Origin of the sequence: Desulfacinum hydrothermale DSM 13146, from assembly GCF_900176285.1 — a bacterium.
In the GTDB taxonomy this organism is placed as follows: domain Bacteria; phylum Desulfobacterota; class Syntrophobacteria; order Syntrophobacterales; family DSM-9756; genus Desulfacinum; species Desulfacinum hydrothermale.
In genome coordinates, this window is the sequence record NZ_FWXF01000021.1 from 25566 (window position 1) to 47907 (window position 22342).

Sequence of the window (22342 nt, forward strand, 5' to 3'; positions counted from 1 at the left end):
ATCAGCCGCCGCCCAGGTAGGCCTTCTGCACGTCGGAATTGGCCAGAAGCCCCTGGGCGGTGTCTTCCAGCACGATGTTTCCCACCTCCAGCACGTAGCCGCGGTGGGCCAGCTTCAGGGCCGCCCGGGCGTTTTGCTCCACCAGGACGATGGTCACGCCTCCCGACTGGTTGATTTCCTGGATCGTCTGGAAGATGGTTTTCACAAGGAGCGGGGCCAGGCCCAGGCTGGGTTCGTCCAGCAGCAGGATCTTGGGATGGCTCATGAGCCCGCGGCCGATGGCGAGCATCTGCTGTTCCCCGCCGCTCAAGGTGCCGGCCAGCTGGTTGCGCCTTTCCGCCAGCACGGGGAAAAGTTCGTAGATCCATTCCTGGGTCTTTCGGATGCGGCCCGCGTCGCGGCAGGTAAACGCTCCCAGATTGAGGTTTTCCTGGACGGTGAGGGTCCCGAAGATACGGCGCCCTTCGGGCACATGGGCGATGCCTGCTTCCACCACCTTGTGGGGCGGCCGTTTGTGAAGCGAGGTCTTGTGGTAGTAAACGGCGCCCGAGGCGGGCTTGACGAGGCCGCTGATGGTGAGCAGCGTGGTGGACTTACCCGCCCCGTTGGCTCCCAGGATGGTGACGATCTCCCCTTCTTTCACTTCCAGGTTGATGCCGTGCAGGACCTCGATATTGCCGTACTTGACGCGCAGATCGACCAATTGAAGCATGTGACTAATCTTCTTCCGTTCCCAGGTAAGCTTCGATGACCCGCGGATCGGCCTGGATTTCCGCTGGCGTTCCCTCGGCGATCTTGGATCCGTATTCCAACACCACGATGCGCTCGCACACGCGCATCACCAGGCTCATGTCGTGCTCGATCAAAAGAACCGTGATGCCCTGGGCCTGGATCTTGCCGATAAGCTGGATGAGGGCGGTGGTTTCGTGTTCGTTCATGCCGCCGGCCGGCTCGTCCAGGATGATGAGCTTGGGCTCCGTGGCCAGGGCCCGGGCCACCTCCAGCAGCCGCTGGTTGCCGTAGGACAGGTTCTTGGCATGCTGCAGGGCCTCCTTTTCCAGGCCAACGAAGGCCAGGGCCTCCAGGGCCTTTTGGATGGCCTTCTTTTCTTCCCGCCGCTGGCGCGGCGTGCGCAGCATGGCCGTCAGGGCGCCGGAGCGCATGCGGCAATGGCAGCCGGCCAGGACGTTTTCCAGCACGGTGAGGTTCTGAAAGAGCCGGATGGTCTGGAAGGTTCGGCCGATGCCGCCGGCCACGATCTTATGGGTTCGTTTGCCCAGCAAGGACTGGTTCTGGAAGAGGATGTCCCCCTGGTCCGGGCGGTAGATACCCGTGATGAGATTGAACACGGTGGTCTTGCCGGCTCCGTTGGGGCCGATGAGCCCCATGACCGTCCCCTCTTCCACGGCGAAGGAGACGGCGTTGACGGCCGTCAGGCCCCCGAAGGTCTTGGTCACCCGCGAAAGACTCAGGATGCTGCTCATGCGCCACCCCCCTGGCCTTGGCGCGCCTGGGGAAGCGAGTAACGGCGCGGGCGAGCCGGCAGGATGCCGCCCGATCGGAAGATCATCATGGCGATCATGGCGGCGCCGAAGAGCATCATGCGGGCGTTGGTAAACCCCCTGAAGATCTCGGGAAGTCCGATCACGAGGAAGGCTCCCAGGAGAACGCCCGGGATGCTGCCCGATCCACCCAGGATGATCAGGGTGAACATGAGCACCGATTCCCAGAAGCTAAAGGATTCCGGTGAGATGATGGTCATCTTGGCGGCGAAGATGTTTCCCACCATGCCGGCCCAGGCCGCCCCGATGACAAAGGACATGAGCTTGTAGTGGGCCGTATCGATGCCGCTTCCTTCCGCAGCCGTTTCGTCTTCGCGCAGATAGTTGAGGGCGCGGCCGAAGCGGGAGTTTTCCAGGCGATGGAAGAAGAAGGCCGTGACGGCCACGAAGAACCAGATGAGGTAGAAGAACTCATGGGGCTTGCGGATGACGAATCCCAAAAGGTTCGGTCGGCTGATGCCGAAGATCCCATTGGCCCCGCCCGTGAGCCCGAAGACGTTGTTGATGAGGGCGATGCGCACGATCTCACCCACGCCGATGGTGACGATGCACAGATAGTCGCCCGTCAGGTGGATGATGGGCTTGGCCACCACCAGAGCAAAGAGACCGGCCGTGAGGGCGCACAGGGGCAACAGGGTCAACACGGGGATGTGGAACCGGGTGTTGAGGATCGCTGCGGTGTAGGCGCCCACGGCGTAAAAGGCCGCGTGACCCAGGTTGAAGAGTCCGGCATGTCCCACGATCAGGTTCAGACTGAGTCCCAAAACGGCGTACAGGCCGATGTTGTTGAGCACGTCCGTCCAGTAGGGATTCAGCACCAGGGGGCACAGGGCCAGGATGGCTCCCAGGATGAGATAGATGAAGGTCCGTTTTTCCATCATACCTTTTCTGCCACGCGTTCACCCAGCAGGCCTGTGGGCCGCACAATGAGAATGAAGATGAGCACACCGAAGGCGATGGCGTCCTTCCAGGCCATGGAAAGATACGCCGCGCCCAAGGCTTCCACGACCCCGAGCAGGATTCCCCCCACCATAGCACCGGGGATGTTGCCGATGCCGCCCAGGATCGCCGCGGTGAAGGCCTTGAGGCCGTAGATCCAGCCCATGGTGAAGTTGATCTGGCCGTAGTGGAGTCCCACCATGAGTCCCGCCACGCCGCCCAGGGCCGGGCCGATGAGAAAAACGAAGAGAATGACCCGGTCCACATCGATGCCCATGAGACGGGCGGCGTCCTGATCGATGGCCGCCGCGCGGATGGCCGTCCCGATCCGCGTCTTCTGGATGAAGAAGTAGAGGGCCAGCATCATGAGCACAGAGGCCGCCAGAATGAGGATGCGAACCAGGGGAACGTCCAGGCCGAAGATGTTCACAGCCACTTTGGGCAGGATCCCCTGGGGATAGACCTGGAAGCGGGCGCCGTAGATGAGCATGAGGGCGTTGGAAAAGAAGATGGACGCCCCCAGGGCCGAAACCACCGCCGATAGCCGAGGCGATTGGCGCAAGGGGCGGTAAGCCACCCGTTCCAACAGAGCCCCCACCACCGCCACCAGGCCCATGACCATGACGGCCAGCACCAGCACACCCGCCGCCGGTCCAAGGCGGTCGGCGAGGGAAAGGGAAGTGAGGAGCGTCAGGCCCAGATAGGACCCGATGGTGAAGAGGTCTCCGTGGGCGAAGTTGATGAGTTTGAGCACCCCGTAGACCATGGTGTAGCCGAGAGCGATGAGGGCATAGATACCGCCCACGGCAAGCCCGTTGGTCAGTTGCTGAAAAAATTCTTCCATGGAGGTGAGGTCTCTTTTTCCGTGGGAAGTGAATGGGCTCCGGACGGTGGGGATCCGCTCCGGAGCCCATGGTTATGAGCGAGGCCTAAGGCTGCAGGATGAAGTTGCCGTCGGCGTCCACCTTGTACACCCGGTAGACTTCCCCCACGCGGTCGCCCTTGTCGTTGAAGGAAAGGGTTCCGGTCAGGCCGGGGAAGTCCTTCATCTTGTTGTGGAGATAGTCGGCCAGGACGTCGGGATCGGTGGATTGGGTGGCCTGGATGGCCTCGGTGAGCACCCGGAACCCGTCGCCGGCCAGCACGGCGTAGATGGAGGCGGGTTGATGCCCGTACTTTTTCTCGAATTGGCCCAGGAAGGCCTTGGCTTCCGCCGTGGGCAGGTCCTTGGGCAGCGGGGCGCTCAGGAAGTAGAAGCCTTCCGCGGCATCCTTCCCGGCGATCTTCACCAGGTCCGGGTTGTTGGTGGCGTCGCCGCCGATGAAGGGAACGGGCCAGTTCATCTCCTTCTTCTGGCGAAGCAGCAGCCCGGCTTCCGGATAGTAGCCCGTAAAGAAGACCACATCCGGATTGGCCCCTTTCATCTTGGTGAGGATGGTGGTGTAGTCCTGCTCGCCGGGCGTGAGCGCATCGTAGAAGACGATCTCCACCCCCTTGCCTTCCAGCAGGCCCTTGGCCTCATCGGCCAGGCCCTTGGCGTAGGTGGTGTTGTCATGCAAAATGGCCACCTTCTTGAAACCCAGCTTCTGGATGGTCTGAACCGCCACCCGGCCCTGTTCGTCGTCACGCGGGCAGGTGCGGAAGAAGTACTTCAGGCCCTTTTCCGTCAGGCGAATGGCCGTGGAGCCGTTGGCGATCTGGAGGATCTTGGATTCATCGTAGATGTTTTGGGTGGCTTCCGTCACCGAGGAGCCATAGGTGCCGATGACCCCCACGATGCCCTGGGTGGCCAGGCGCTGAGCCGCCAGGGCCGCCGTGCGGGGATCCCCGCCGTCGTCTTCGCTCACCACCTCCACGGTCTTGCCCAGAAGCCCGCCCTTGTCATTCAGGTCTTTGGCAAGAAGGTCCAGAACCTGCTTCATCTCCTGCCCTTCGCTGGCCCACGGTCCGGTCATGGGCCCCATGAGCCCGATCTTGATGGAGTCAGCCGCCCAAAGAGCCGGAGCTCCAGCCAGAAGACACAGCGCCGTCAGTGCAATGAACACTCTCTTCATGGAATCCTCCTTGTCCGTTCAGTCCCTGCCTTGGATGCCTGTGCCCTTGTGAAAAAATTATGTTATTTTGAAACGGACGGAAAATAGCAGACAGCCCCGCACAGTGTCAACTTGACAGCTCCAGCGGGCTTCTTTTAGCGTAGCGTGCCGTGCTTTTGACATGATCATATAGGGTTTGGCAAGAGGCAATTCCCCCTTCCGTCCCGGTTTCTTCGGAGACACATGGAAAGGAGTGGGCAATGGGCAACGATCTGGAAAAGCGGATCCGTCAGACGGGGCTGTGGCTCTTTCAACTCATCGAGGATGAGACGCCTTCCATCTTCAAAAAGGACTACTGGACCGGCAAGGTCATGGAATGGTGCATGCAAAACGAGGCCTTCAAGGTGGAGATGTTTCGCTTCGTGGACGTCTTCCCCTATCTCACCCGCCCCGAATCGGTGGCCAAGCACCTTCAGGAATACTTCTGTCGCCCCGATCAGTCTTTCCCCGTGGCGTTGCAGTGGGGGCTGCGCCATCTTTCCCCCACGTCCATGGCCGCCAAGATGGTGGCCAAGAGCATGGCCAAAAACATCGCCAACATGGGTCTCCAGTTCATAGCGGGAGCGGACGCTGCGGAGGCCCTGCCGGTTTTGGAGAAGATGCGCGGCCAGGGTCTGGCTTTCACGGCCGATCTTCTGGGTGAGGCGGTGGTGTCCCGTCAGGAAGAAGAGGAGTATCTGGGGCGGTACCTGGATCTTTTCGACGTTCTGGGTAAGGCGGCCGAGGGTTGGGAGGCCCTGGGAGGTGCGGCGGATCTGGACTGGGGCTGGTCGCCCAAGGTCAATGTGTCCATCAAGCCGTCGGCCATGTATTCCCAGATGAACGCCTGCGCCTTCGACTATTCGGTGGATCGGGCCAAGGAGAGGCTGCGGCCCATCTTTCGCCGGGCCATGGAACAGGGCGCCTTCGTGTGCCTGGACATGGAACACACGGCTCTCAAGAACATCACCTTGGGCTTGTACAAGAGCCTGATGGAAGAGGCCGAGTTTCGCGGCTATCCCCACACGGGCCTGGTGATTCAGGCCTATCTCAGGGACAGCGAAGCGGACCTTCGAGACCTCATCGGCTGGGCCAAGAAGAACAAGCAGCCCGTGACGGTGCGCCTGGTCAAGGGCGCCTACTGGGACGCGGAATATATCTGGGCCCGGCAAAACCACTGGCCCATCCGGGTCTACACCAACAAGTACCACACGGACGCCAACTTCGAAAAGCTGGCCCGTCTGCTCATGGAAAACCATGCCCAGGTGCGCTTTGCCTGCGCCTCCCACAATATCCGCAGCCTGGCGTACGTCATTGAGCTATCCAAGGACCTGCGGGTCCCGGAAGATCGGATCGAATACCAGATCCTTTATGGCATGGCGGAGCCGGTGCGAACGGCGCTGAAAAAAGCGGGCCTGCCCCTGCGCCTCTACACCCCCATCGGGGAGATGATTCCGGGCATGGCCTACCTGGTCCGGCGCCTCTTGGAGAACACGAGCAACGAATCCTTTCTGCGGCTCAGCTTCTCCGAAGGCGTGTCCCGCGAGGAATTGCTGCGAAACCCCGTGGACCTGGCCGCCGAACACCCCGAAGCCCCGCACCCGGCCCGGTCCGTTCCCGACTACGGGGACAAGGGGCCGTTTGAAAACGAACCGCCTTGGGACTGGACCCTTGCCGAGGTGCGCCAAGCCTTTGAAAAGACATTGAGAAAGCTTCCCAAAGAGTTTCCCGTGAAGGTGCCCCTGGTGATCAACGACAAGAAGGTGCAGACCCAGGAGACCTTTTCCTCCACCAACCCCAACCGCACGGATCAGGTGGTGGGGGTGGTGGCGTCGGCCGGTGAGAAAAAGGCCCGTGAGGCGGTGGCGGCCGCCAAGGAGGCCTTTGCGGCGTGGCGCGATACGCCGCCCCGCGAACGGGCCGAATACCTTTTCCGGGCTGCCCAGGCGGCCCGCAGCCGCCGCTATGAACTGGCGGCGCTGCAGGTCTACGAGGTGGGAAAGAGCTGGAAGGAGGCCGATGGCGATGTGTGCGAGGCCATCGATTTCCTGGAGTATTACGGTCGGGAGATGATCCGGCTTGGAGCGCCGCGGCGCATGGGCAATGTGCCGGGAGAGGTGAGCCACCTCTTCTATGAACCTCGGGGTGTGGCAGCGGTGGTGGCCCCCTGGAACTTTCCCTTCGCCATCTCCGTGGGGATGACCTCGGCGGCCTTGGTCACGGGAAACACGGTGGTCTATAAGCCCGCGTCCCAGTCGCCGGTGATCGGCTACTGGCTCTACCGCATCTTCCAAGAGGCCAAGCTTCCCAAGGGAGTGCTCAATTTCCTGCCCGGTCCCGGTGCAAAGATCGGGGATTTTCTGGTCACGCATCCGGACGTGGCCATGATCGCCTTCACGGGAAGCAAGGAGGTGGGACTGCGGATCATCGAACGGGCGGCCAAGACGCCCCCGGACGCCCACTTTGTCAAGAACGTGGTGGCGGAGATGGGGGGCAAGAATGCCATCATCATCGATGCGGATGCGGACCTGGATGAAGCGGTGGTGCACGTGCTTCATTCGGCTTTCGGTTACCAGGGCCAGAAGTGCTCCGCCTGCTCGCGCCTCATCGTGCTGGAAGAAAACTACCACAAACTCTTGGAACGGCTGCGGGCGGCGGCGGAGAGCCTGGAGCTGGGACCGGTGGAAGATGCCAAGAATGTGATGGGTGCGGTGATCGACGCCAAGGCGCGGGAAAAGATCCTGGAATACATCGAGATCGGCAAGCGGGAGGGCAAGGTCCTGGTGGAACGGCCCGTGGAGGGTTCCAACGGGTACTTTGTGCCGCTGACCATCTTCACGGACATCCGCCCCGAGCATCGGCTGGCGCAGGAAGAGATCTTCGGTCCGGTATTGAGTGTCATGAAGGTGCGCGATTTCGACGAAGCGCTGGAGGTGGCCAACAGCACCCAATACGCCCTCACGGGGGCGGTCTTCAGCCGCAGTCCGGAAAACATCGAAAAGGCCCGGCGCCGTTTTCGCGTGGGGAATCTTTACATCAACCGTGGATCCACCGGGGCCATCGTGGAGCGCCATCCTTTCGGAGGGTTCAAGATGTCGGGCGTGGGCTCCAAGGCCGGCGGTCCCGACTACCTGCTCCAGTTCATGGTGCCTCGGAACGTGGCCGAAAACACCATGCGCCGCGGCTTTGCTCCAAGGGATGCGTGAGGGGTCACGGGGGGATGAGGGATGGGCCGTGCGATGATGCCGCTTCCATCCCTTGCCCCGCATCACCCGTCACCCCACAAGCAACCAGGCCAGGGCGGCTCCGGCCGCCAGGCCCGCCAAAAACTTGAACCAGAAAGACGCTTCCCGGGCAGTTGGCCGTCTTGCCTCGCTTTCTGAACGCTCCCCTCTTCCAGGATCCGTCGCTGAGATATGGCCGGCGCCAAGGCGCACCACCGTGGCGCCCCAGCCCCCTGAGCGGTGATCCGCGTCCCGAAAACCGAGCACAAGGGGATGCCTTGCCAAAAGGGACCGCACACGACGCCGCAGCACCCCCCTGCCCTTTCCGTGGATGATGGTGACCTGGTGGAGTCCTCTGGCGGCCGCCTCTTCCAGGTAGCCGCACACCAGCTCCGCTGCCTCTTCCGGCCGGAAGGTGTGCAGGTCCAGGGTCCCGTCGATGGGAAGATGAACAATGGATTGGTAGGACCCATCGCCCATCGCTCGTCATCCTTTTGCTGTGGGGAGCGCTTTATCGTTTCCTTTTTTCCTCTCCCTGGGTGGGCTTTCTTTTTCGCCCTTTCCCTGGACGGGAGAAGGTTGGGCCCAGGGGGTGACCGACTCATTTGGGTCCCCCCTCCTCCTACGGGACACACCTTGTATCCATTAAGAACAGGTATTATATGGGAGGCGACATGCAAAGTACCAGTGGGCGGAAAACGGCGCAAGCCGTAAAAGCTCGTACTTTCTCTTATTAAGAGCAAATGGAGGCGCAGATGGCGAATCGCATCAAGGTGACGTTCCAACCGGAAAATCGGGTGGTGGAGGCCTCTCCGGGAGATACGCTTCTGGATGCGGCGGCGCAGGCGGGCATCTACATCAACAGCCTTTGTGGAGGGGAGGGGGTCTGCGGCAAGTGCCGGCTCAAGGTTCTTTCCGGCCAGGTGGAAATGTCCAGCCAGGGTGTGGGGTTTCTGGACCGAAAGGAGCTGGATGCGGGTTTCGTGTTGGCATGCCAGAGCACGCTCAAGGACCAGGACGTGGAGGTCTGGATTCCTCCCGAGGCACGTCAGGAAGAAGAACAGATCCTCATGGTGGACAACATCGTCCACTACGCCGAGCCCTCCCCTCAGGAAGCGGGTACGGTTCCGGCCCCCGTGCCGTACTACAAGCCCCTGTGCGACAAGGTCTTCCTGAAGCTTCCCGAACCGACCATTCAGGACAACCTGTCGGACCTGGAACGCATCTACCGGGCCCTTGCACGCAAGCATCCCGATGTGAAGTGGGAATCGGACTTTGCGTGCCTCAAGGACTTGGCCCACCTGCTTCGCAAGAATAACTGGGAAGTGACGGCGCTGGTTCACTGCCTGGACGCCCAGTGCCATCATGTGCGCGCTCTGGAACCGGGCGATACAAGCAAAAGGACCTATGGTGTGGCCATCGACGTGGGGACCACCACCATCGTGGCGCAGCTGGTGGATCTCAAGACCGGCAAAGTGATTGGCGTGGAGGCGAGCCACAATCAGCAGGCACGCTATGGGGAGGATGTGATCTCCCGGATGATCTTCGCCTGTGGCCGCGGTGGCGTGGACCCGCTCAAGAACGCCGTGGTGACCACCATCAATTCCCTGATCCATTCCCTGGTGGCGGGGGCCGGCATCCAGCCCACGGACATTGTCTCCTTCGTGGCCGCGGGCAATACCACCATGACGCACCTGCTGGTGGGCCTGGAACCCTGCACGATCCGCGTGGAGCCCTATATTCCCACGGCCACGCGCATTCCCTGGGCCCGAGCGGCCGAAGTGGGCCTCACGGGTCATCCGGATGCCCTGCTCCACTGCATGCCCTGTGTCAGCAGCTACGTGGGCGGGGACATCACGGCGGGCGTTTTGGCGTGCGGCATGAACGACAGCTCCCAGCTCAGCGCGCTCATCGACATCGGCACCAACGGCGAGATCGTGGTGGGAAACAACGAGTGGCTGGTTTGCTGCTCGGCGTCGGCGGGACCCGCCTTCGAAGGCGGTGGCACCAAGTGCGGGATGCGGGCCACCAAGGGGGCGGTTCAGAAGGTGCGTATCCATGGCGATCGGGTGGAAATCCAGACCATCGGAGGAGGCAAGGCCCGGGGGATTTGCGGTTCGGGCCTCATTGACTGCATGGCCGAGCTGGTGGCCGAGGGGATCATCGACCAAAACGGAAAGTTTATCGCTTTGGACCACCCACGGGTTCGGGTGACGGACGGCGTGCCGGAATTCGTCGTGGCTCAGGAATCGGAGAGCGAGACGGGCGAAGCGGTGGTCATCACGGAAGATGACATCGGCAACCTCATGAAGAGCAAGGCCGCGGTCCTGGCCGCCATGAAGATCCTGCTGGAAGGCCTGGGGCTTCAGTTTTTCGACCTGGACCGGCTCTATGTGGCGGGCGGTTTTGGCGCGCATCTGGACATCGAAAAGTCCATTCGGATCGGCCTGCTTCCGGATGTGCCCAAGGAAAAGATCCTTTTCATCGGGAACAGTTCGGTGGCGGGAGCCCGTCAAGCCCTTCTTTCCACCCACGCCTATCGGAAGGCGAATGCCATCGCCCGGCAGATGACCTACTTTGAGTTGAGCGTGCACGCGGGTTTCATGAACGAGTTTGTGGCGGCGCTCTTTCTGCCGCACACGGACGAAAGCCTGTTTCCGTCCGTGCGCCAGGTGTTGAAGAAACGAAGAGGAGCATGAGACGTCCCGGCAGGGCCTTCAGGGACCCTTTCCTTGCCGGTACGAGGAGGAGGCTGAATTCGCATGACAGATAAGTGCCGGTTCCATCCGGACCGAGATGCGACGGTGCGTTGTGAAAAGTACCAGTACGGATATTGCCAAGAATGCCTGGATTCCTGCGATGCGTGTACGGATCCCGAACTCTACTGCCGTTATCGGCAAGCGTGTGTGATCTGGGAACTATGCCGGCAGGAGATCAAGAAGCGTCGCCGGGCCGCGTGCGGCGGGGCTTGAGGGCCCTGCCGTGATCGGCCGACTCTCAGGGAGCCTTTGGGAGCTTGAGAACCAGCGGCTTGGTCTTCTCCAGGGCGGCGATCTTGTCGGCCGCCTTGTGAGCTTCCGCTTGGGAGGCCATGGGACGGAGCCGCACCAGATAGAGCCATCCCAGGGATTTGTGTTTGAACCGGGTCACGTGGACCGAAAATCCTTTCGCTTTCAGCCGGCGGGAGAGTTTGTCGGCGTTTGCCTTCCGTTTGAAAGCGCCCACCTGCACCACGTAGCCCGTTTGGGCCGTGGACCGGGTGACGCCAGGTCCCGGGGCCGGTGCCCTCTGGAGGTCCGGTTCCTGGGCGGTAGCCGGCCCACTCTCGGCGGACGGTGCCGGGGTCGCACCCTGCGGGGCCGGCACGGACGGCGCCGATGCCCCCGGTCCGGAAGGACCTCCGGCCTTGGCCGCCGGACGTTCAGGCGATGGGGGCGTCTCGGGAGCCGCCGACGGGCCTTCCGCTGTGTGCTCCGATGCGGGGGCGGCGGGCGCATTCACGGCGGTCGAATTCTCAGACTCGGTGGCGGCGGGTTGGGATCCCAGGGGCAACACGCGGGGTTCCGGTACCGCCTTTTTGGGAACCTCTTTGACCAGTTTCTGCTTGGGAGACGGTTCCCGGGTGTCGGCGGGCGGCTGGGCGTTGTGCCTCCAGAGCAAGGACAGCAATAGCGCGAAAACAATACCCAGGGACAAGGCCAAAAAGACGCGGCCCAAAAGGGCTCGTCGCGCTCCGGACTTGAGGGAACTCCCACGTCGGGGCTGCGGCCTTACGGATCTTCTATCCATGGTCCCTCCTTATGCTTTTCACCCCGCGGGTCTTCGGTGCGGGTTCCTCTGCGGATCTCCCCTGCCCTGGGAGGCCTTGGCCGGCTTTTAGAGCGCGCGGTGGGCCGGGCCAGGCCGGCAGCGCGGGCACGCCTGGTCGCCTCAACCTTCCGTCCGTACAAGAAGGGAGCAACCTGAGCGTTTTAAGACAACCTCCTGGAAAGCTGTCTGAGAACGCCAAATCATCCATTGGGGCCACCGCAATTTCGAACACTTAGCCTACCCAAAACTTCTAAAATGGGCATTTCCGGTCACGCCCCCTGGCCCTTTTGGGCCTTTTCCAGCGCGCGGGCAAATCCAGGCACCGCCCCCTCGATGGTGCGATCGTCCACGCAATAGGCCAGCCGAAAGTGCCCCGGACCTCCGAATCCGCTTCCCGGCACCGCCAGGATGTTTTCTTCTTGCAGGATCCGCACGAAGGCCACATCGTCGGCAAGGGGACTCTTGGGAAAGAGGTAGAAGGCCCCGGGCGGTTCATTCAGTTCGTAGCCGGCGTCTTTCAAGGCTCCATAGAGCCGATCACGCTTGGCGCGATAGATGCCCACGTCCACCGACTCTTCCAGAAGGTCCGGCAGAATCCATTGCATCAGGGCCGGTGCGTTCACGAATCCCAGGATCCGGTTGGCCAGCACCAGGGCGCCCATGACCGTCGGTCCGTCCTCCGCCTGGGGATGGAGCGCGGCGTAGCCGATGCGTTCTCCGGGCAGCGACAGGTCCTTGGAAAAGGACGTGACGATGACCGCGTTTTCATAGGCCTGGAAAATGGACGGAACGGGATCGTCCGTGTACACGATCTTGCGGTAGGGTTCATCGGAAATCAGAAAGATCGGGCGCCCCGCCTGCCGGCTCTTGCGGCGCAGGATTTGGGCCAAGGATTTCAGGGAGTCGGCGTCGTAGATCTGTCCGGTGGGGTTGTTGGGGGAGTTGATGAGCACCACCTTGGTTTGAAGACCGATGGCCGCCTCCAGGGCTTCCAAGTCCAGGGTGAAATCCTTTCCAGTGGGCACCGTGCGAAGCACCCCGCCGTGATTTTCGGCATAGAATCCGTATTCCACGAAGAATGGAGCCGGTACCACCACCTCGTCACCGGGATCCAACAAGGCCTTCAGGACCACGTTGAGGGCTCCGGCGGCTCCGCAGGTCATCACCACGTGATCGGCGGTGAGGGGCACGCCGTGTTCCCGGCTGAGATAGTGGGCCAGGCGTTCACGGGTGGCGGGAAGGCCGGCGTTGGGCATGTAGCTGTGGATCGATGCATCCGGTTTTTCCACGATGGCCAGGAGCTTTTCCTTGACGGACGGCGGAGGCGGAACGTTGGGGTTTCCCAGGCTGAAGTCGAAGACGTTTTCCGGGCCGTGGAGGCTCTTGAGGCGTGCGCCCTCTTCGAACATCTTGCGGATCCAGGAGGCCCTTTCCAGGTAGTTTCGCATCCGGTGGGCAATGGTCATCGTGTTGGCTCCTTCACATGATGTGGGTTGCGTTGGGTTCCTCTCATCGGGCCCCAGATCGGCAGGGTCCGTGGATGGCGTAGCATGCCTATGTTGTGCTACCAGAATCCCGGCGATTCAGCAAGCCGGTCTTCCTCCGTTGGAATCCTGGGTTTGGAGGGGCTGGGAGCTTGTCCGAGGACCGCCCAGGGTGTGTTCCCTGTGGGCCGGTGCTGCCGGCCTGGCCAGGCCGCCGTAGGGTGGGTTCCGAACCCGCCCCTACACAGCTCAGAAAACATCACATGGCACAGTTGCATTGCATTTGTCAGAAAGGCCCAAAAGGCCGGGAGATCGTTGTGAGACAGCCTCCAAGGGGTTTATTTTTCTACCGGGGTCGATGCCAAAGGAGGGGATAGAGCCTTTCGTGGGTCCGGTCCAGTCGGGTCAGTCCGGCTTCCCTGGCCGCCTGCTGGGCGGCCCGGTATTCGTCTTCCGTGAGAGGCCGGTTGAGCGGCGCAAGGTCTCGAGCCAGGTGGCAGGGGCGGTAATGGCCCATGAGGGTCACATGGGTGTGGGGAGGCAGGTGGGAGGCGATCCAGCCCAGGACCGCCCGGGTTTCTTCCAGGTGGTGGGGAAGCACCAGATGACGCACCATGAGCCCCCGCCGGGCGATACCCCGACCGTCTGTGGCCAGGTCCCCCACCTGCCGGTGCATTTCCACTAAAGCGTCACAGGCCACGCGCGGGTAGTCTTCCGCTCCGGACAGGCGTTGGGCCAGGTCCGGTGACACATATTTCAAGTCCGCAAGGTAGATGTCGATCAGCCCTTCAAGCATCCGCAGAATGTCCACTCTTTCGTAACTGGATGTGTTGTAGACGATGGGAAGGGTGAGTCCGCGCGCCCGGGCTATCCGAATCCCATGGACCACGTGGGGCAGAAAGTGTGTGGCCGTGATCAGGTTGATGTTGTGGCAGCCGTCTTGTTGGAGCTCCAGCATGAGGTCGGCCAGGCGCCGGGTGCAGGTGTCCGTGCCTTCGCCCCGCCAACTCATTTCCGCCGTCTGGCAATAGACGCACCGAAGGGTGCAATGGGAAAAGAAGATGGCCCCGGAGCCCCCCTCCCCCACCAACACCGCTTCCTCCCCAAAGTGGGGCATGGCATCGTTGATTCGAAGGACGGCACCGGCGCCGCAAAAGCCCTTTTGTCCTTGGGTCCGATCGACTCTGCACCGGTGCGGGCACAGTTGGCAGGCCGTGTAGGCGTCCGGGCTCAACCCTTCGCCCATGGGCCCTTCATTTCCCAGTGTGGGCAAGGCGTCGGTAGACATGGAGGCTTTCTCGGTTCCAGCGAAGCACCTTTTCGCATCGGAACCCCTCGGGCGGGAAATGGGGTCCGTAGATGAGAAGCCTTCCCGACCAGCCGGGCGGCACCAGGTGGTGGAGTCCCGAAGGAGGCTTGTCGGGATAGAGGTAGAGGCAGTCGGCATGGTGCGGCCGAAGGAGGCTGTAATCGGCGCAGACGAAATGGGGTGGAGGGACCAGGTGCAAAGCCCGGGCGTGGGCGGCCGCCTCCCGGCACAGTTCCAGATCGGCCTCGATGCCCACAGCGCGAGTGAAAAGAGCAGCGCAGCAGACGGCCGTTCCGTCCCCGCTTCCCAGGTCGCAGAAAAGGCGGCACTCTTCCAAGGCCAGCCCGCCGAAGAAGAAGATGAGAGCGTCCGGATCGGAAGCAGCCCATGCGCCGAGCGGGGTCATTTTGTAGGGCCCCCCTTCCCGGGACCGCTCCCGATGGCGCCGGCGGAAATGGGCGGAAACCCTCTGTGCGTTCTCCCTGCTTGCCATCGTTGCCTCAGCCCGCTCTTTCCGCTCCGCGACGGCGGCCATGTGCGGCTGTTGTGTGTTTTCGGACAGCCGGCTAGCGGATCAGCGTGCGAGCGGGATGGTAGCCCGCACGAACGGACATGACCGGACAGACCAGGCTCTTCTTGCCAAGAATGGTGCCGGGATTGGTCACGGCATTGCAGCCGATTTCCGTGCCGTCGCCGAGGACAGCCCCCAGCTTGCGCCGACCGGTGTCCAGGAATCCCGCCTCGGTCCGGATCTGGATGGAATTTCCCTTGATCTTCAGGTTGGCCAGCTTGGTGCCCGCTCCCAGGTTCACGTCGTTTCCCAGGATGCTGTCTCCAATGTAGGCAAAGTGGCCCGCCTTGGCCCCGTCCAGAAAGATGCTGGATTTCACTTCCGTGGTGTGGCCCACCACGCAGCGATCCCCCATGAGACACGTGCCGCGGAGGTAGGCTCCCTGGCGAACTTCCGTGTGATCGCCGATGACCGTGGGTCCCTTGATGAGCGCTCCCGGCTCCACCACCGATCCTCGGCCGATCTGGATCCGCGAGTCCATGAGTACGCAACCGCCGTAAAGGATGGTGGCCTCGGTGGTTTCCGTGCCGCGGATGCGGACGCGCAAGGTGCCTTTGCCGGCGTCGCCCCCCAGGATCTCGAAGCCGTCGAACCAAACCTTTTCCTCCCAGAGCACCACGGTCCGGGGCAATGGCGTGCCGAACGAGCCCACGGCCGACACGTTGGAAACCAGATGCTCGGCCAGGTAGTCCTTGAGGCGGGATAGGGCCTCCCACACGTTGTCGTCTTCTCGGAAAAGGGCCCGGTGAGCGAATAGGCTCAAATCGAACAGCTCCGATGCGGGTATGCGTTGGGCCATGGAATCAGGTCTCCTTTCCTACTCTTTGGCACCAGCCCCCAAGAGCCGGTGGTGTTCCACCTTGGTGCACTTGCTCATGACCACCTTGAGGCCGGCGGCCCGGGCCTTTTCCGCCGATTCATTGTGGGCGAGTCCCAGCTGCATCCACACGCAACCGGCCCCCACCCGGATGGCTTCGTCCACGATCCCGGGGATGGCTTCGATATTTCGGAAGATGTCCACGATGTCGATCTTGTGCGGTACGGACGCCAGATCCGGATAGCAGGGCTCCCCCAGCACCTCCTTGTACTTGGGATTGACGGGGATGATGGTGTAGCCCTGCTCCTTGAGGTACTTGGCCACCTTGTGGCTATCCCGGTGTTCCTTGTGGGAGATTCCCACCACCGCGATGGTCTGGGCGTTTTTCAGGATCTCTGCGATTTCGGGATCGTTGGGATTTTCTCTGGGCAGTTCGCACTCAATCATGGCACCCTCCCGGTCCACTGGTTGAGAAACGGCTTGGCCGTGGCGTTTGTATCCCTTGCATCCAAAAACCTTATGCCAATCTCCGTCTCAACGTCAACCAGGACCGGCCCCGGGCAACGGGGGCCACGCCCCGCGCCCAACCGTTTCCACCGACTGCTCTTCAGCCCATTATGAAAAAGACCCATCGGGTCCGGCCCGATGGGTCTTTTGATCGCGGCGTGGTGGAGATGACGGGATTCGAACCCGTGGCCTCAGCCTTGCGAAGGCTGCGCTCTCCCAACTGAGCTACATCCCCACGCTGGAAGTGGAAACCCTATAGCCCTTTTGAAAGTCCGTGTCAAGAACGGCTTGACCCAAACGGCTTGGCTCGTCCTTTCCTCGGCGCTGAAGGGGAATATCGCATCGCCTTTTTCGACCGAGCCCTCCCCTTTCGGGAATGGCGGCTCTCGACCGGGTAAGACGGCTAAGGCAGCGCGATCTCATGGCCGGTGCTGAACCGGTAGTCCTTGAAGACGTGTTCCGCGCTGAGGATCTGATAGGTGCCGTCGGGATTCCTTCTCGTGGTTTCCTTCAACCGGTACGTGTAATGGCCGCAGGTCCAACACTGGTAGCGGCGCATGTGGGTGCACAGGCACACCTTTTGAACCTGGCGAAGTTGGTCGGCTCCGCCGTTTTGCGCCGCCTGATAGTAGGCCTCCAAGTACGAACAGCGCCCGGTTCCGTCCAACAGGTAGCCATAGGCCTCGCAGGCGGGGCGGACCCGGCGCGAGACGGCCGGGCAGTGCTTGAGCATGCGCATGGGATAGCCCGTGGGCGAAAGCATGTTCACCTCGATGTCTTCCTCTTCCGCCTCGAAATAGCGCTGTTTCACATCCTCCGGAAGCCCCGATTCACGCGTCACGGTGAACCGGGTGGCCACCTGGACCGCTCCCGCCCCGGCCTCCATGTATTCCACGGCGTCCGTGCCGGTGAAGATCCCACCCGCCGGAATCACCGGGATGGACAATCCCTCTTTTTTCAGGTACTGGCGAACCTCTTCAAAGATGCTCTTCAAATCGAACTTTTTCCAATCCAGGCCGAAACCCAGGTGTCCGCCCGCCAGAGGACCCTCCACCACCACGTAGTCGGGTGCGCGGTTGACGCGGGCCGCCCGCTTCAGGAACAGCTTGAGGGCCCGGGCGGATGAAACGATGATTCCCAGCAGGGCTTGGCGGAAACGGGGGTGGTCGGCCATGAGGGCAAAGCTGGCCAGGTGGAGGCCCGCACTCAGGGTGATGCCGTCGATCCCCGCATCCAGAGCGGCCTTCAGACGCGTCTGCAGGGTCTCCTTGGGATTGGCCATGGTGAGTTTTTCCATGCAGTTGAGAAAGACGAGCCCCGGTCCCTTCTTTCGAGCCATGGTCTCCCGCACGTACATCCGGGTGGCTTCCGCCACCTGGGCCACCTGGAATCGGACTCCCGATTTGTCGGCACCCTTCCGACTTCCACGGTGCTCCCGGGCCTTCTCCTCCACGAAGTGAGTCCCGTGGACATCGTCCGTCACCGCGGGCATCATGGCATCGGAGATGTGCCCCACGCCCCCGAGCCGGGCCGCCTCCAAGGCCAGTTCGGTGGTGGAGATGTTCACTCCCATCCCCCCGATGACCAAAGGGACCAATTCTTTTCCCGCCACTTTCCAACGAAAATCGTCCAGTTTCTTGTCCATGGTGCTTTGCATTTTCTGGGACCTCGCCTTGTCTTTCATCCGTTGCCGCGGATACGATGAATGCAATTCATTTTTTCCTGGATACCATGAATGCACTTCACTTTGGAAGGGCGAAGGAGGCGTCATGCTGAGCGATCTACAAAAACGGACCGCCCAGGCCATCGTGAACGTCTTCGAAACGGGTCGGGTCCAGGGCGATTACGGCAAGGTCACCTACCATCCCCTGGATTCCGGCCAGCTCACCTACGGCCGGTCCCAAACCACCCTGGCCAGCGGCAATCTGTACCTGCTGATTCGAGACTATTGCGAGCGGCGCGACAGCGCCTTCGGGCCGCCGTTGCGCGCTTACCTGCCGCAATTGGCCCGTCGCGACCCGGCCCTCAATTTTGACGGGCGCTTCAAAGGGATCTTGCAGGATGCGGGCGACGATCCTGTCATGCACGAGGTGCAGGACGCCTTTTTCGATCGGATCTACTGGGATCCCAGCCGAAGGGCGGCCGAGGCGCTGGGCGTGCACATAGCCTTGGGCGTCTCGGTGGTCTACGACAGCATCATCCATGGATCCTGACGGCGCATGCGCGATCGCACCCTGGAGCGGTTCGGAACGGCCGCTTCCCTGGGTGAAACCCAATGGGTCCAGCGCTACGTCCAGGTGCGCAAACACTGGCTCGCCACGCACTCCAACCCGCTCCTTCACAGGACGGTCTATCGCATGGAAAGTTTCGAAGACCTGATGGCCCAGGACAAGTGGGGCCTGGAGCTGCCTTTGGTGGTTCGGGGTGTTCGAATCCATGAGGCGGTGCTGGTGGGGGATCCGGTGCGCATTTGGGCGGAAGAGGAACCGGAGCGGTTCCTGCGCCTCCAGACGCCCTACCTTCGCGGCGACGACGTGCGTCGTCTCCAGGAAGCTCTTGCGGCCAAGGGCTACACCGTCACGGTGGATGGAATCTTCGGCCCTCAGACCCACCGGGCCGTAGTGGCGTTTCAAAAGGCTTCGGGCCATCTCAAGGTGGACGGGATTGTGGGGCCCGCCACCCGAGCCCGGCTGGACTTGACTTCCTGAGAGAGGAGGCCTCATGGTACGGATACTGTCCATCGATGGAGGCGGCATTCGGGGGATCATCCCCGCCATGGTGCTGGCGGAGATGGAGCGGCTCACCGGGCGGCGCACGGCGCGAAACTTTCACCTGATGGCGGGAACATCCACCGGAGGCATTTTGGCAATGGCCCTGGCCGTCCCCGGAAGCGACGGTCCTCGATTCGCCGCCCGGGACCTGGTGGATCTCTATGCCGACAGGGGCCGGGACATCTTCAAGAGATCCTTCTGGAAAGGAATGAGCTCGGCCGGAGGGCTCCTGGATGAAAAGTACCCCCACGAGCCCTTGGAACGGGTTCTGGATGAGTATTTCGGCGATACGGTCCTGAGCGATGCCCTCACCAAGGTGTTGGTGTCCGCCTACGACATCGAAGACCGTGCGCCCTTCTTCTTCAAGAGCTGGCGTTCCGAGACCGCCATGGTGCCCATGAAGCGGGCGGCGCGGGCCACCTCCGCGGCCCCCACCTACTTTGAGCCGGCCCGGATCCGCATGGGAAACGAAACCAAGGCCTTGGTGGATGGGGGTGTTTTTGTCAACAACCCGGCGGTGTCGGCCTATGCGGAAGCCCGGCGGCTGTATCCGGAGGACGAGGAGATCATGGTGGTTTCCCTGGGTACAGGCCAACTCACCCGCCCCATCACCTACGACGAGGCCAAGGACTGGGGGCTGGCGGGCTGGGCCATTCCCATCTTGAATGTGGTCTTCGACGGAGTGAGCGACGCGGTGGACTACCAGCTTCGCCAGATACTGGGAGACCGGTTCACCCGGTTCCAGATCCCGCTCCATGTGGCCAGCGACGATATGGATAACGCCTCGGCGGCCAACATCACGGCGCTCAAACTGGAGGCCCAGACCCTCATGAAGCAGCGCCGGGAGGACCTGGAACGGGCCTGCCAATGGCTGACGGCGGACGAGGGATAAGGCGTGTAGGCTCAGGGGCTCTGCAGCGACGCAGGCACCGTGGATAGGGGCTCGAGAGGGAGTCTGACAAGGTGGAAGAGAGACGGGAAAAAACATGTTCCAGGTGCGCGGGAACGGGCTTGGTGTGCGCCCATGAACCGGTGATCCGCCCGGGCGCCTGTTGTGTGGACTACGCCAACGCCATCTGCCCCGATTGCGGCGGTACGGGACGTATCCCCGCCGGTGACCGAGAGCCGGGCGGAAAAGACGGCAGGTGAACCCCACCGCGGCGCCGGGAGGCGATCCCCTCTTCCCAACGAGGAAAAGGCAAGGCCCGTCGGTAGGCCACCACCGGCCCAGGACGCTCCCTGACCATGTGATGCCCAACCACATCCATGGCATCATTTGGATTGTGGATGATGTAGGGGCACGGCGGCGCCGTGCCCCTACCGTGGAACAATTCGGCAAACCGGTGCCCGGTTCCATCCCCACAATCAACCGTGCCTTCAAATCCGCCGTTACCCAGCGCATCAACGGCCTGCAGGGCACATCGGGGGGTGTTGTGTGGCAACGCAACTATTACGAGCGCATTATCCGTGATGAGGAATCCCTGAACAGGGGCACGGCGGCGCCGTGCCCCTACCAACCGATTTATCCTCAACAACCCTGTGCGCCGGCCCTTCGACCGAGAGAATCCTTGCGCCATGCCGATTCCCACGCAATGGCCTTCCCCTTTCCGGGAGCATCCGAGGCCGTGAGGGTTCCGGACGCGCGGGATCCTTGGGCGTCGGTCCCGTCGGGCCTCCCCGGGGGGCGGATCGCCTTATGGTCAGTATCTTTCAGGGGGCCTCATGGGATCAGGCTTTGGTGGCATCCCTGGGCCACAGTTTCCAGGAAACGAGCGCCAGGATAGAAGCGGCGGCGACGAAAAAGAGGAAGAGAGCGCCGAATCCCACCTGAAGCCCCCGGCCGGCCGCCGCTGCAAAAAGCGGCATGCCCAGGGCGAAAGCCAGGTTCAGGGCCATGTTCTTCAGGCTGAGCACCGTGGCACGGCGGTCACTTGGAATGCGCTTGTTGATCTCCCCTTCCACCGTGAGGGCGAGAAAATACATGCCGGAAACGAGGATCGGCACGAAGGCGATTCCGTAATAGGGCACCATGGCCGCCATGCCGCCGAAGCCCACGGCCATCACGAAAAGCATCAGCACCACGGCCCGATGGAATCCCAGGGCCGCATCCACCCGGTAGGCGTTCTTGGAAACCACGGACGTAACAAGCCGCACGCCCACGCCCACCAATCCGAACCAGGCCGTGGGGATGAGCAGGGCCTGATAGTAGATGGACGTGTGCACCAAGACGATTCGGGCACTGCAGTCCACCACCACCATGAGGGCCACCAGGTACCCAAGGATTGGGCTTTGCGCCAAGACCCGAACGCTGTCTCGCAAGAGAGCCCATTGGGCGCGCCATGACAGGGCGTGCTCGCTGGTGGTGGGTTCTCGGAAAAAGAGGGATACCCCGGCGGCGCAGGTCATGCACCCCACCGTGACCCAGATGGGATAGCGGATGTTGAAGGTGTAAAGATACGCTCCCAGGATGGTGGACACCGAACCCAGGGTGAGGCCGTAAAACTGGGTGGCACCCAACCACTTCTTGTATTCGCCTTCACGGCCTCGGGCCTTCAACGAATCGTAGAGCAGGGCCGAGTCGGCCCCCGAAGCCAGGCTTTCATTGAAGCCGCTCAGGATCCTGTTGACGGCAAAGCCCATCAGGTCGTGGGCGACCGCGAAAACGATCATCTCCAAGACGGCCAAGAAGGCCGCCAGCCGCAACGTCTTGCGTCGACCGATGGTGTCCGCCAGCATGCCCGAAGGGACCTCAAAGACGATGATGCTGAGCGACCACAGGCCCTGGAGCCACGCAAAGGCCTCGAGACTCATCCCTGCATCCAGATAGAAGAGAGCGAAGACCGGGTAGTAGAACCGCAGGTTGAAGAGCACGCGGTATGCGGCAAAAAGGCCGATGTTGCGATCCAGCGGGTGTCTGGCCATTGCGAGATCTTTCCCACCTGAGCAGGTTGTTCCAAGCCACTTGCTTTCAGGCCCGGGCATTGTGAAGACGAAAGGCCCTCGGTGTCCAGGAAAACCTGCGCGAGCGGAAGCGGCGATCCGCCATGGGGTCTGAAGACGGAAAGGGGCTGGGGATCCGGGGGGCTCCCAGGCGGCGCTCGTGGCCCGCAGCTGGGGACGGAAAAGGAGGTGAGGAAATGCACAAAACGGGAGGTCACTGCGTTCCGGGCTGATACAAGCTTGACAGGCCTTCTCGTTCTGTGTCAGTAAACCGTGCCGTTGTGCGCTTGGAGAGGGTCGAGGCCCGGGGCCGATCATCGGTTGCGAAGGACGCAC

General features: G+C 62.1%; 21 protein-coding genes and 1 tRNA gene. 7 read left to right on the forward strand and 15 right to left on the reverse strand.

Features of this window, described 5'->3' with window-relative positions; genetic code table 11:
• Position 1: 1 nt before the first annotated feature.
• The 5 genes from B9A12_RS14615 to B9A12_RS14635 all read right to left on the reverse strand — a co-directional run bounded on the left by B9A12_RS14615 (position 2) and on the right by B9A12_RS14635 (position 4555).
• Entirely contained in the window at positions 2-712 is a 711-nt protein-coding gene (locus B9A12_RS14615) for an ABC transporter ATP-binding protein (protein ID WP_084058845.1), read from the reverse strand.
• A 4-nt stretch (positions 713-716) separates the two neighbouring features.
• Entirely contained in the window at positions 717-1484 is a 768-nt protein-coding gene (locus B9A12_RS14620; protein ID WP_084058846.1) for an ABC transporter ATP-binding protein, read from the reverse strand.
• Positions 1481-2440 (reverse strand): ABC transporter permease subunit, encoded by a 960-nt coding sequence (locus B9A12_RS14625; RefSeq protein ID WP_084058847.1) that lies wholly within the window; start codon positions 2438-2440, stop codon positions 1481-1483. Before B9A12_RS14625 ends, B9A12_RS14620 begins: the two co-directional genes overlap by 4 nt.
• Entirely contained in the window at positions 2440-3345 is a 906-nt protein-coding gene (locus B9A12_RS14630; RefSeq protein WP_084058848.1) for a branched-chain amino acid ABC transporter permease, read from the reverse strand. Before B9A12_RS14630 ends, B9A12_RS14625 begins: the two co-directional genes overlap by 1 nt.
• Before the next feature lie 85 nt (positions 3346-3430).
• Positions 3431-4555: a branched-chain amino acid ABC transporter substrate-binding protein gene (locus tag B9A12_RS14635; protein ID WP_084058849.1), complete on the reverse strand. Its 1125-nt coding sequence runs from the start codon at positions 4553-4555 to the stop codon at positions 3431-3433.
• A 239-nt stretch (positions 4556-4794) separates the two neighbouring features.
• Here B9A12_RS14635 and pruA point away from each other — a divergent pair, with 239 nt between their 5' ends.
• Positions 4795-7779 carry an L-glutamate gamma-semialdehyde dehydrogenase gene (gene pruA / locus B9A12_RS14640; protein WP_084058850.1) on the forward strand — a complete coding sequence of 995 codons (2985 nt, stop codon included), beginning with the start codon at positions 4795-4797 and terminating at the stop codon, positions 7777-7779.
• Between the two features lie 69 nt (positions 7780-7848).
• Here pruA and B9A12_RS14645 read toward each other — a convergent pair whose 3' ends face one another.
• Positions 7849-8277, reverse strand: coding sequence for a Smr/MutS family protein (locus B9A12_RS14645; protein WP_084058851.1), 429 nt, complete (start codon positions 8275-8277; stop codon positions 7849-7851).
• Positions 8278-8552: 275 nt separating this feature from the next.
• Here B9A12_RS14645 and B9A12_RS14650 point away from each other — a divergent pair, with 275 nt between their 5' ends.
• Both B9A12_RS14650 and B9A12_RS14655 read left to right on the forward strand, forming a co-directional pair.
• A complete protein-coding gene (locus tag B9A12_RS14650) occupies positions 8553-10496 on the forward strand; it encodes an ASKHA domain-containing protein (protein WP_170920638.1) in 1944 nt (647 codons plus the stop codon).
• A gap of 63 nt (positions 10497-10559) precedes the next feature.
• Positions 10560-10769, forward strand: a complete 210-nt coding sequence (locus B9A12_RS14655) for a hypothetical protein (protein ID WP_084058853.1) — start codon at positions 10560-10562, stop codon at positions 10767-10769.
• 25 nt (positions 10770-10794) lie between these two features.
• Here B9A12_RS14655 and B9A12_RS14660 read toward each other — a convergent pair whose 3' ends face one another.
• The 8 genes from B9A12_RS14660 to B9A12_RS14695 form a co-directional block, all read right to left on the reverse strand.
• Positions 10795-11586 carry an SPOR domain-containing protein gene (locus B9A12_RS14660; RefSeq protein ID WP_084058854.1) on the reverse strand — a complete coding sequence of 264 codons (792 nt, stop codon included), beginning with the start codon at positions 11584-11586 and terminating at the stop codon, positions 10795-10797.
• 290 nt (positions 11587-11876) lie between these two features.
• Positions 11877-13073, reverse strand: coding sequence for a pyridoxal phosphate-dependent aminotransferase (locus B9A12_RS14665; RefSeq protein WP_084058855.1), 1197 nt, complete (start codon positions 13071-13073; stop codon positions 11877-11879).
• A gap of 364 nt (positions 13074-13437) precedes the next feature.
• Positions 13438-14379 (reverse strand): radical SAM protein, encoded by a 942-nt coding sequence (locus B9A12_RS14670; RefSeq protein ID WP_212636965.1) that lies wholly within the window; start codon positions 14377-14379, stop codon positions 13438-13440.
• Positions 14345-14806: a hypothetical protein gene (locus tag B9A12_RS14675; RefSeq protein ID WP_139796659.1), complete on the reverse strand. Its 462-nt coding sequence runs from the start codon at positions 14804-14806 to the stop codon at positions 14345-14347. Before B9A12_RS14675 ends, B9A12_RS14670 begins: the two co-directional genes overlap by 35 nt.
• A gap of 160 nt (positions 14807-14966) precedes the next feature.
• The gene (locus B9A12_RS14680; protein WP_084058858.1) at positions 14967-15770 is read right to left on the reverse strand and encodes an LbetaH domain-containing protein; all 804 of its coding nucleotides are present in this window, start codon (positions 15768-15770) and stop codon (positions 14967-14969) included.
• An 18-nt stretch (positions 15771-15788) separates the two neighbouring features.
• Positions 15789-16235 (reverse strand): CoA-binding protein, encoded by a 447-nt coding sequence (locus B9A12_RS14685; protein ID WP_084058859.1) that lies wholly within the window; start codon positions 16233-16235, stop codon positions 15789-15791.
• Positions 16236-16454: 219 nt separating this feature from the next.
• A tRNA-Ala gene (locus tag B9A12_RS14690) sits at positions 16455-16530 on the reverse strand.
• A gap of 168 nt (positions 16531-16698) precedes the next feature.
• The gene (locus B9A12_RS14695; protein WP_084058878.1) at positions 16699-17940 is read right to left on the reverse strand and encodes a nitronate monooxygenase; all 1242 of its coding nucleotides are present in this window, start codon (positions 17938-17940) and stop codon (positions 16699-16701) included.
• Between the two features lie 124 nt (positions 17941-18064).
• On the opposite strand from B9A12_RS14695, the gene B9A12_RS14700 reads away from it, so the two are divergent.
• From B9A12_RS14700 to B9A12_RS14715, 4 genes are all read left to right on the forward strand, one after another.
• The gene (locus B9A12_RS14700; protein ID WP_170920639.1) at positions 18065-18508 is read left to right on the forward strand and encodes a chitosanase; all 444 of its coding nucleotides are present in this window, start codon (positions 18065-18067) and stop codon (positions 18506-18508) included.
• A 6-nt stretch (positions 18509-18514) separates the two neighbouring features.
• The gene (locus B9A12_RS14705) at positions 18515-19003 is read left to right on the forward strand and encodes a peptidoglycan-binding domain-containing protein (RefSeq protein WP_212636966.1); all 489 of its coding nucleotides are present in this window, start codon (positions 18515-18517) and stop codon (positions 19001-19003) included.
• A gap of 13 nt (positions 19004-19016) precedes the next feature.
• Positions 19017-19958 carry a patatin-like phospholipase family protein gene (locus B9A12_RS14710; protein ID WP_084058860.1) on the forward strand — a complete coding sequence of 314 codons (942 nt, stop codon included), beginning with the start codon at positions 19017-19019 and terminating at the stop codon, positions 19956-19958.
• Positions 19959-20029: 71 nt separating this feature from the next.
• Complete coding sequence (locus B9A12_RS14715) at positions 20030-20215, forward strand: hypothetical protein (protein WP_084058861.1); 186 nt, start codon at positions 20030-20032, stop codon at positions 20213-20215.
• A 579-nt stretch (positions 20216-20794) separates the two neighbouring features.
• On the opposite strand, the gene B9A12_RS14720 is transcribed toward B9A12_RS14715, so the two are convergent.
• Positions 20795-21988 carry an MFS transporter gene (locus B9A12_RS14720; RefSeq protein ID WP_170920640.1) on the reverse strand — a complete coding sequence of 398 codons (1194 nt, stop codon included), beginning with the start codon at positions 21986-21988 and terminating at the stop codon, positions 20795-20797.
• Between the last annotated feature and the right edge of the window lie 354 nt (positions 21989-22342).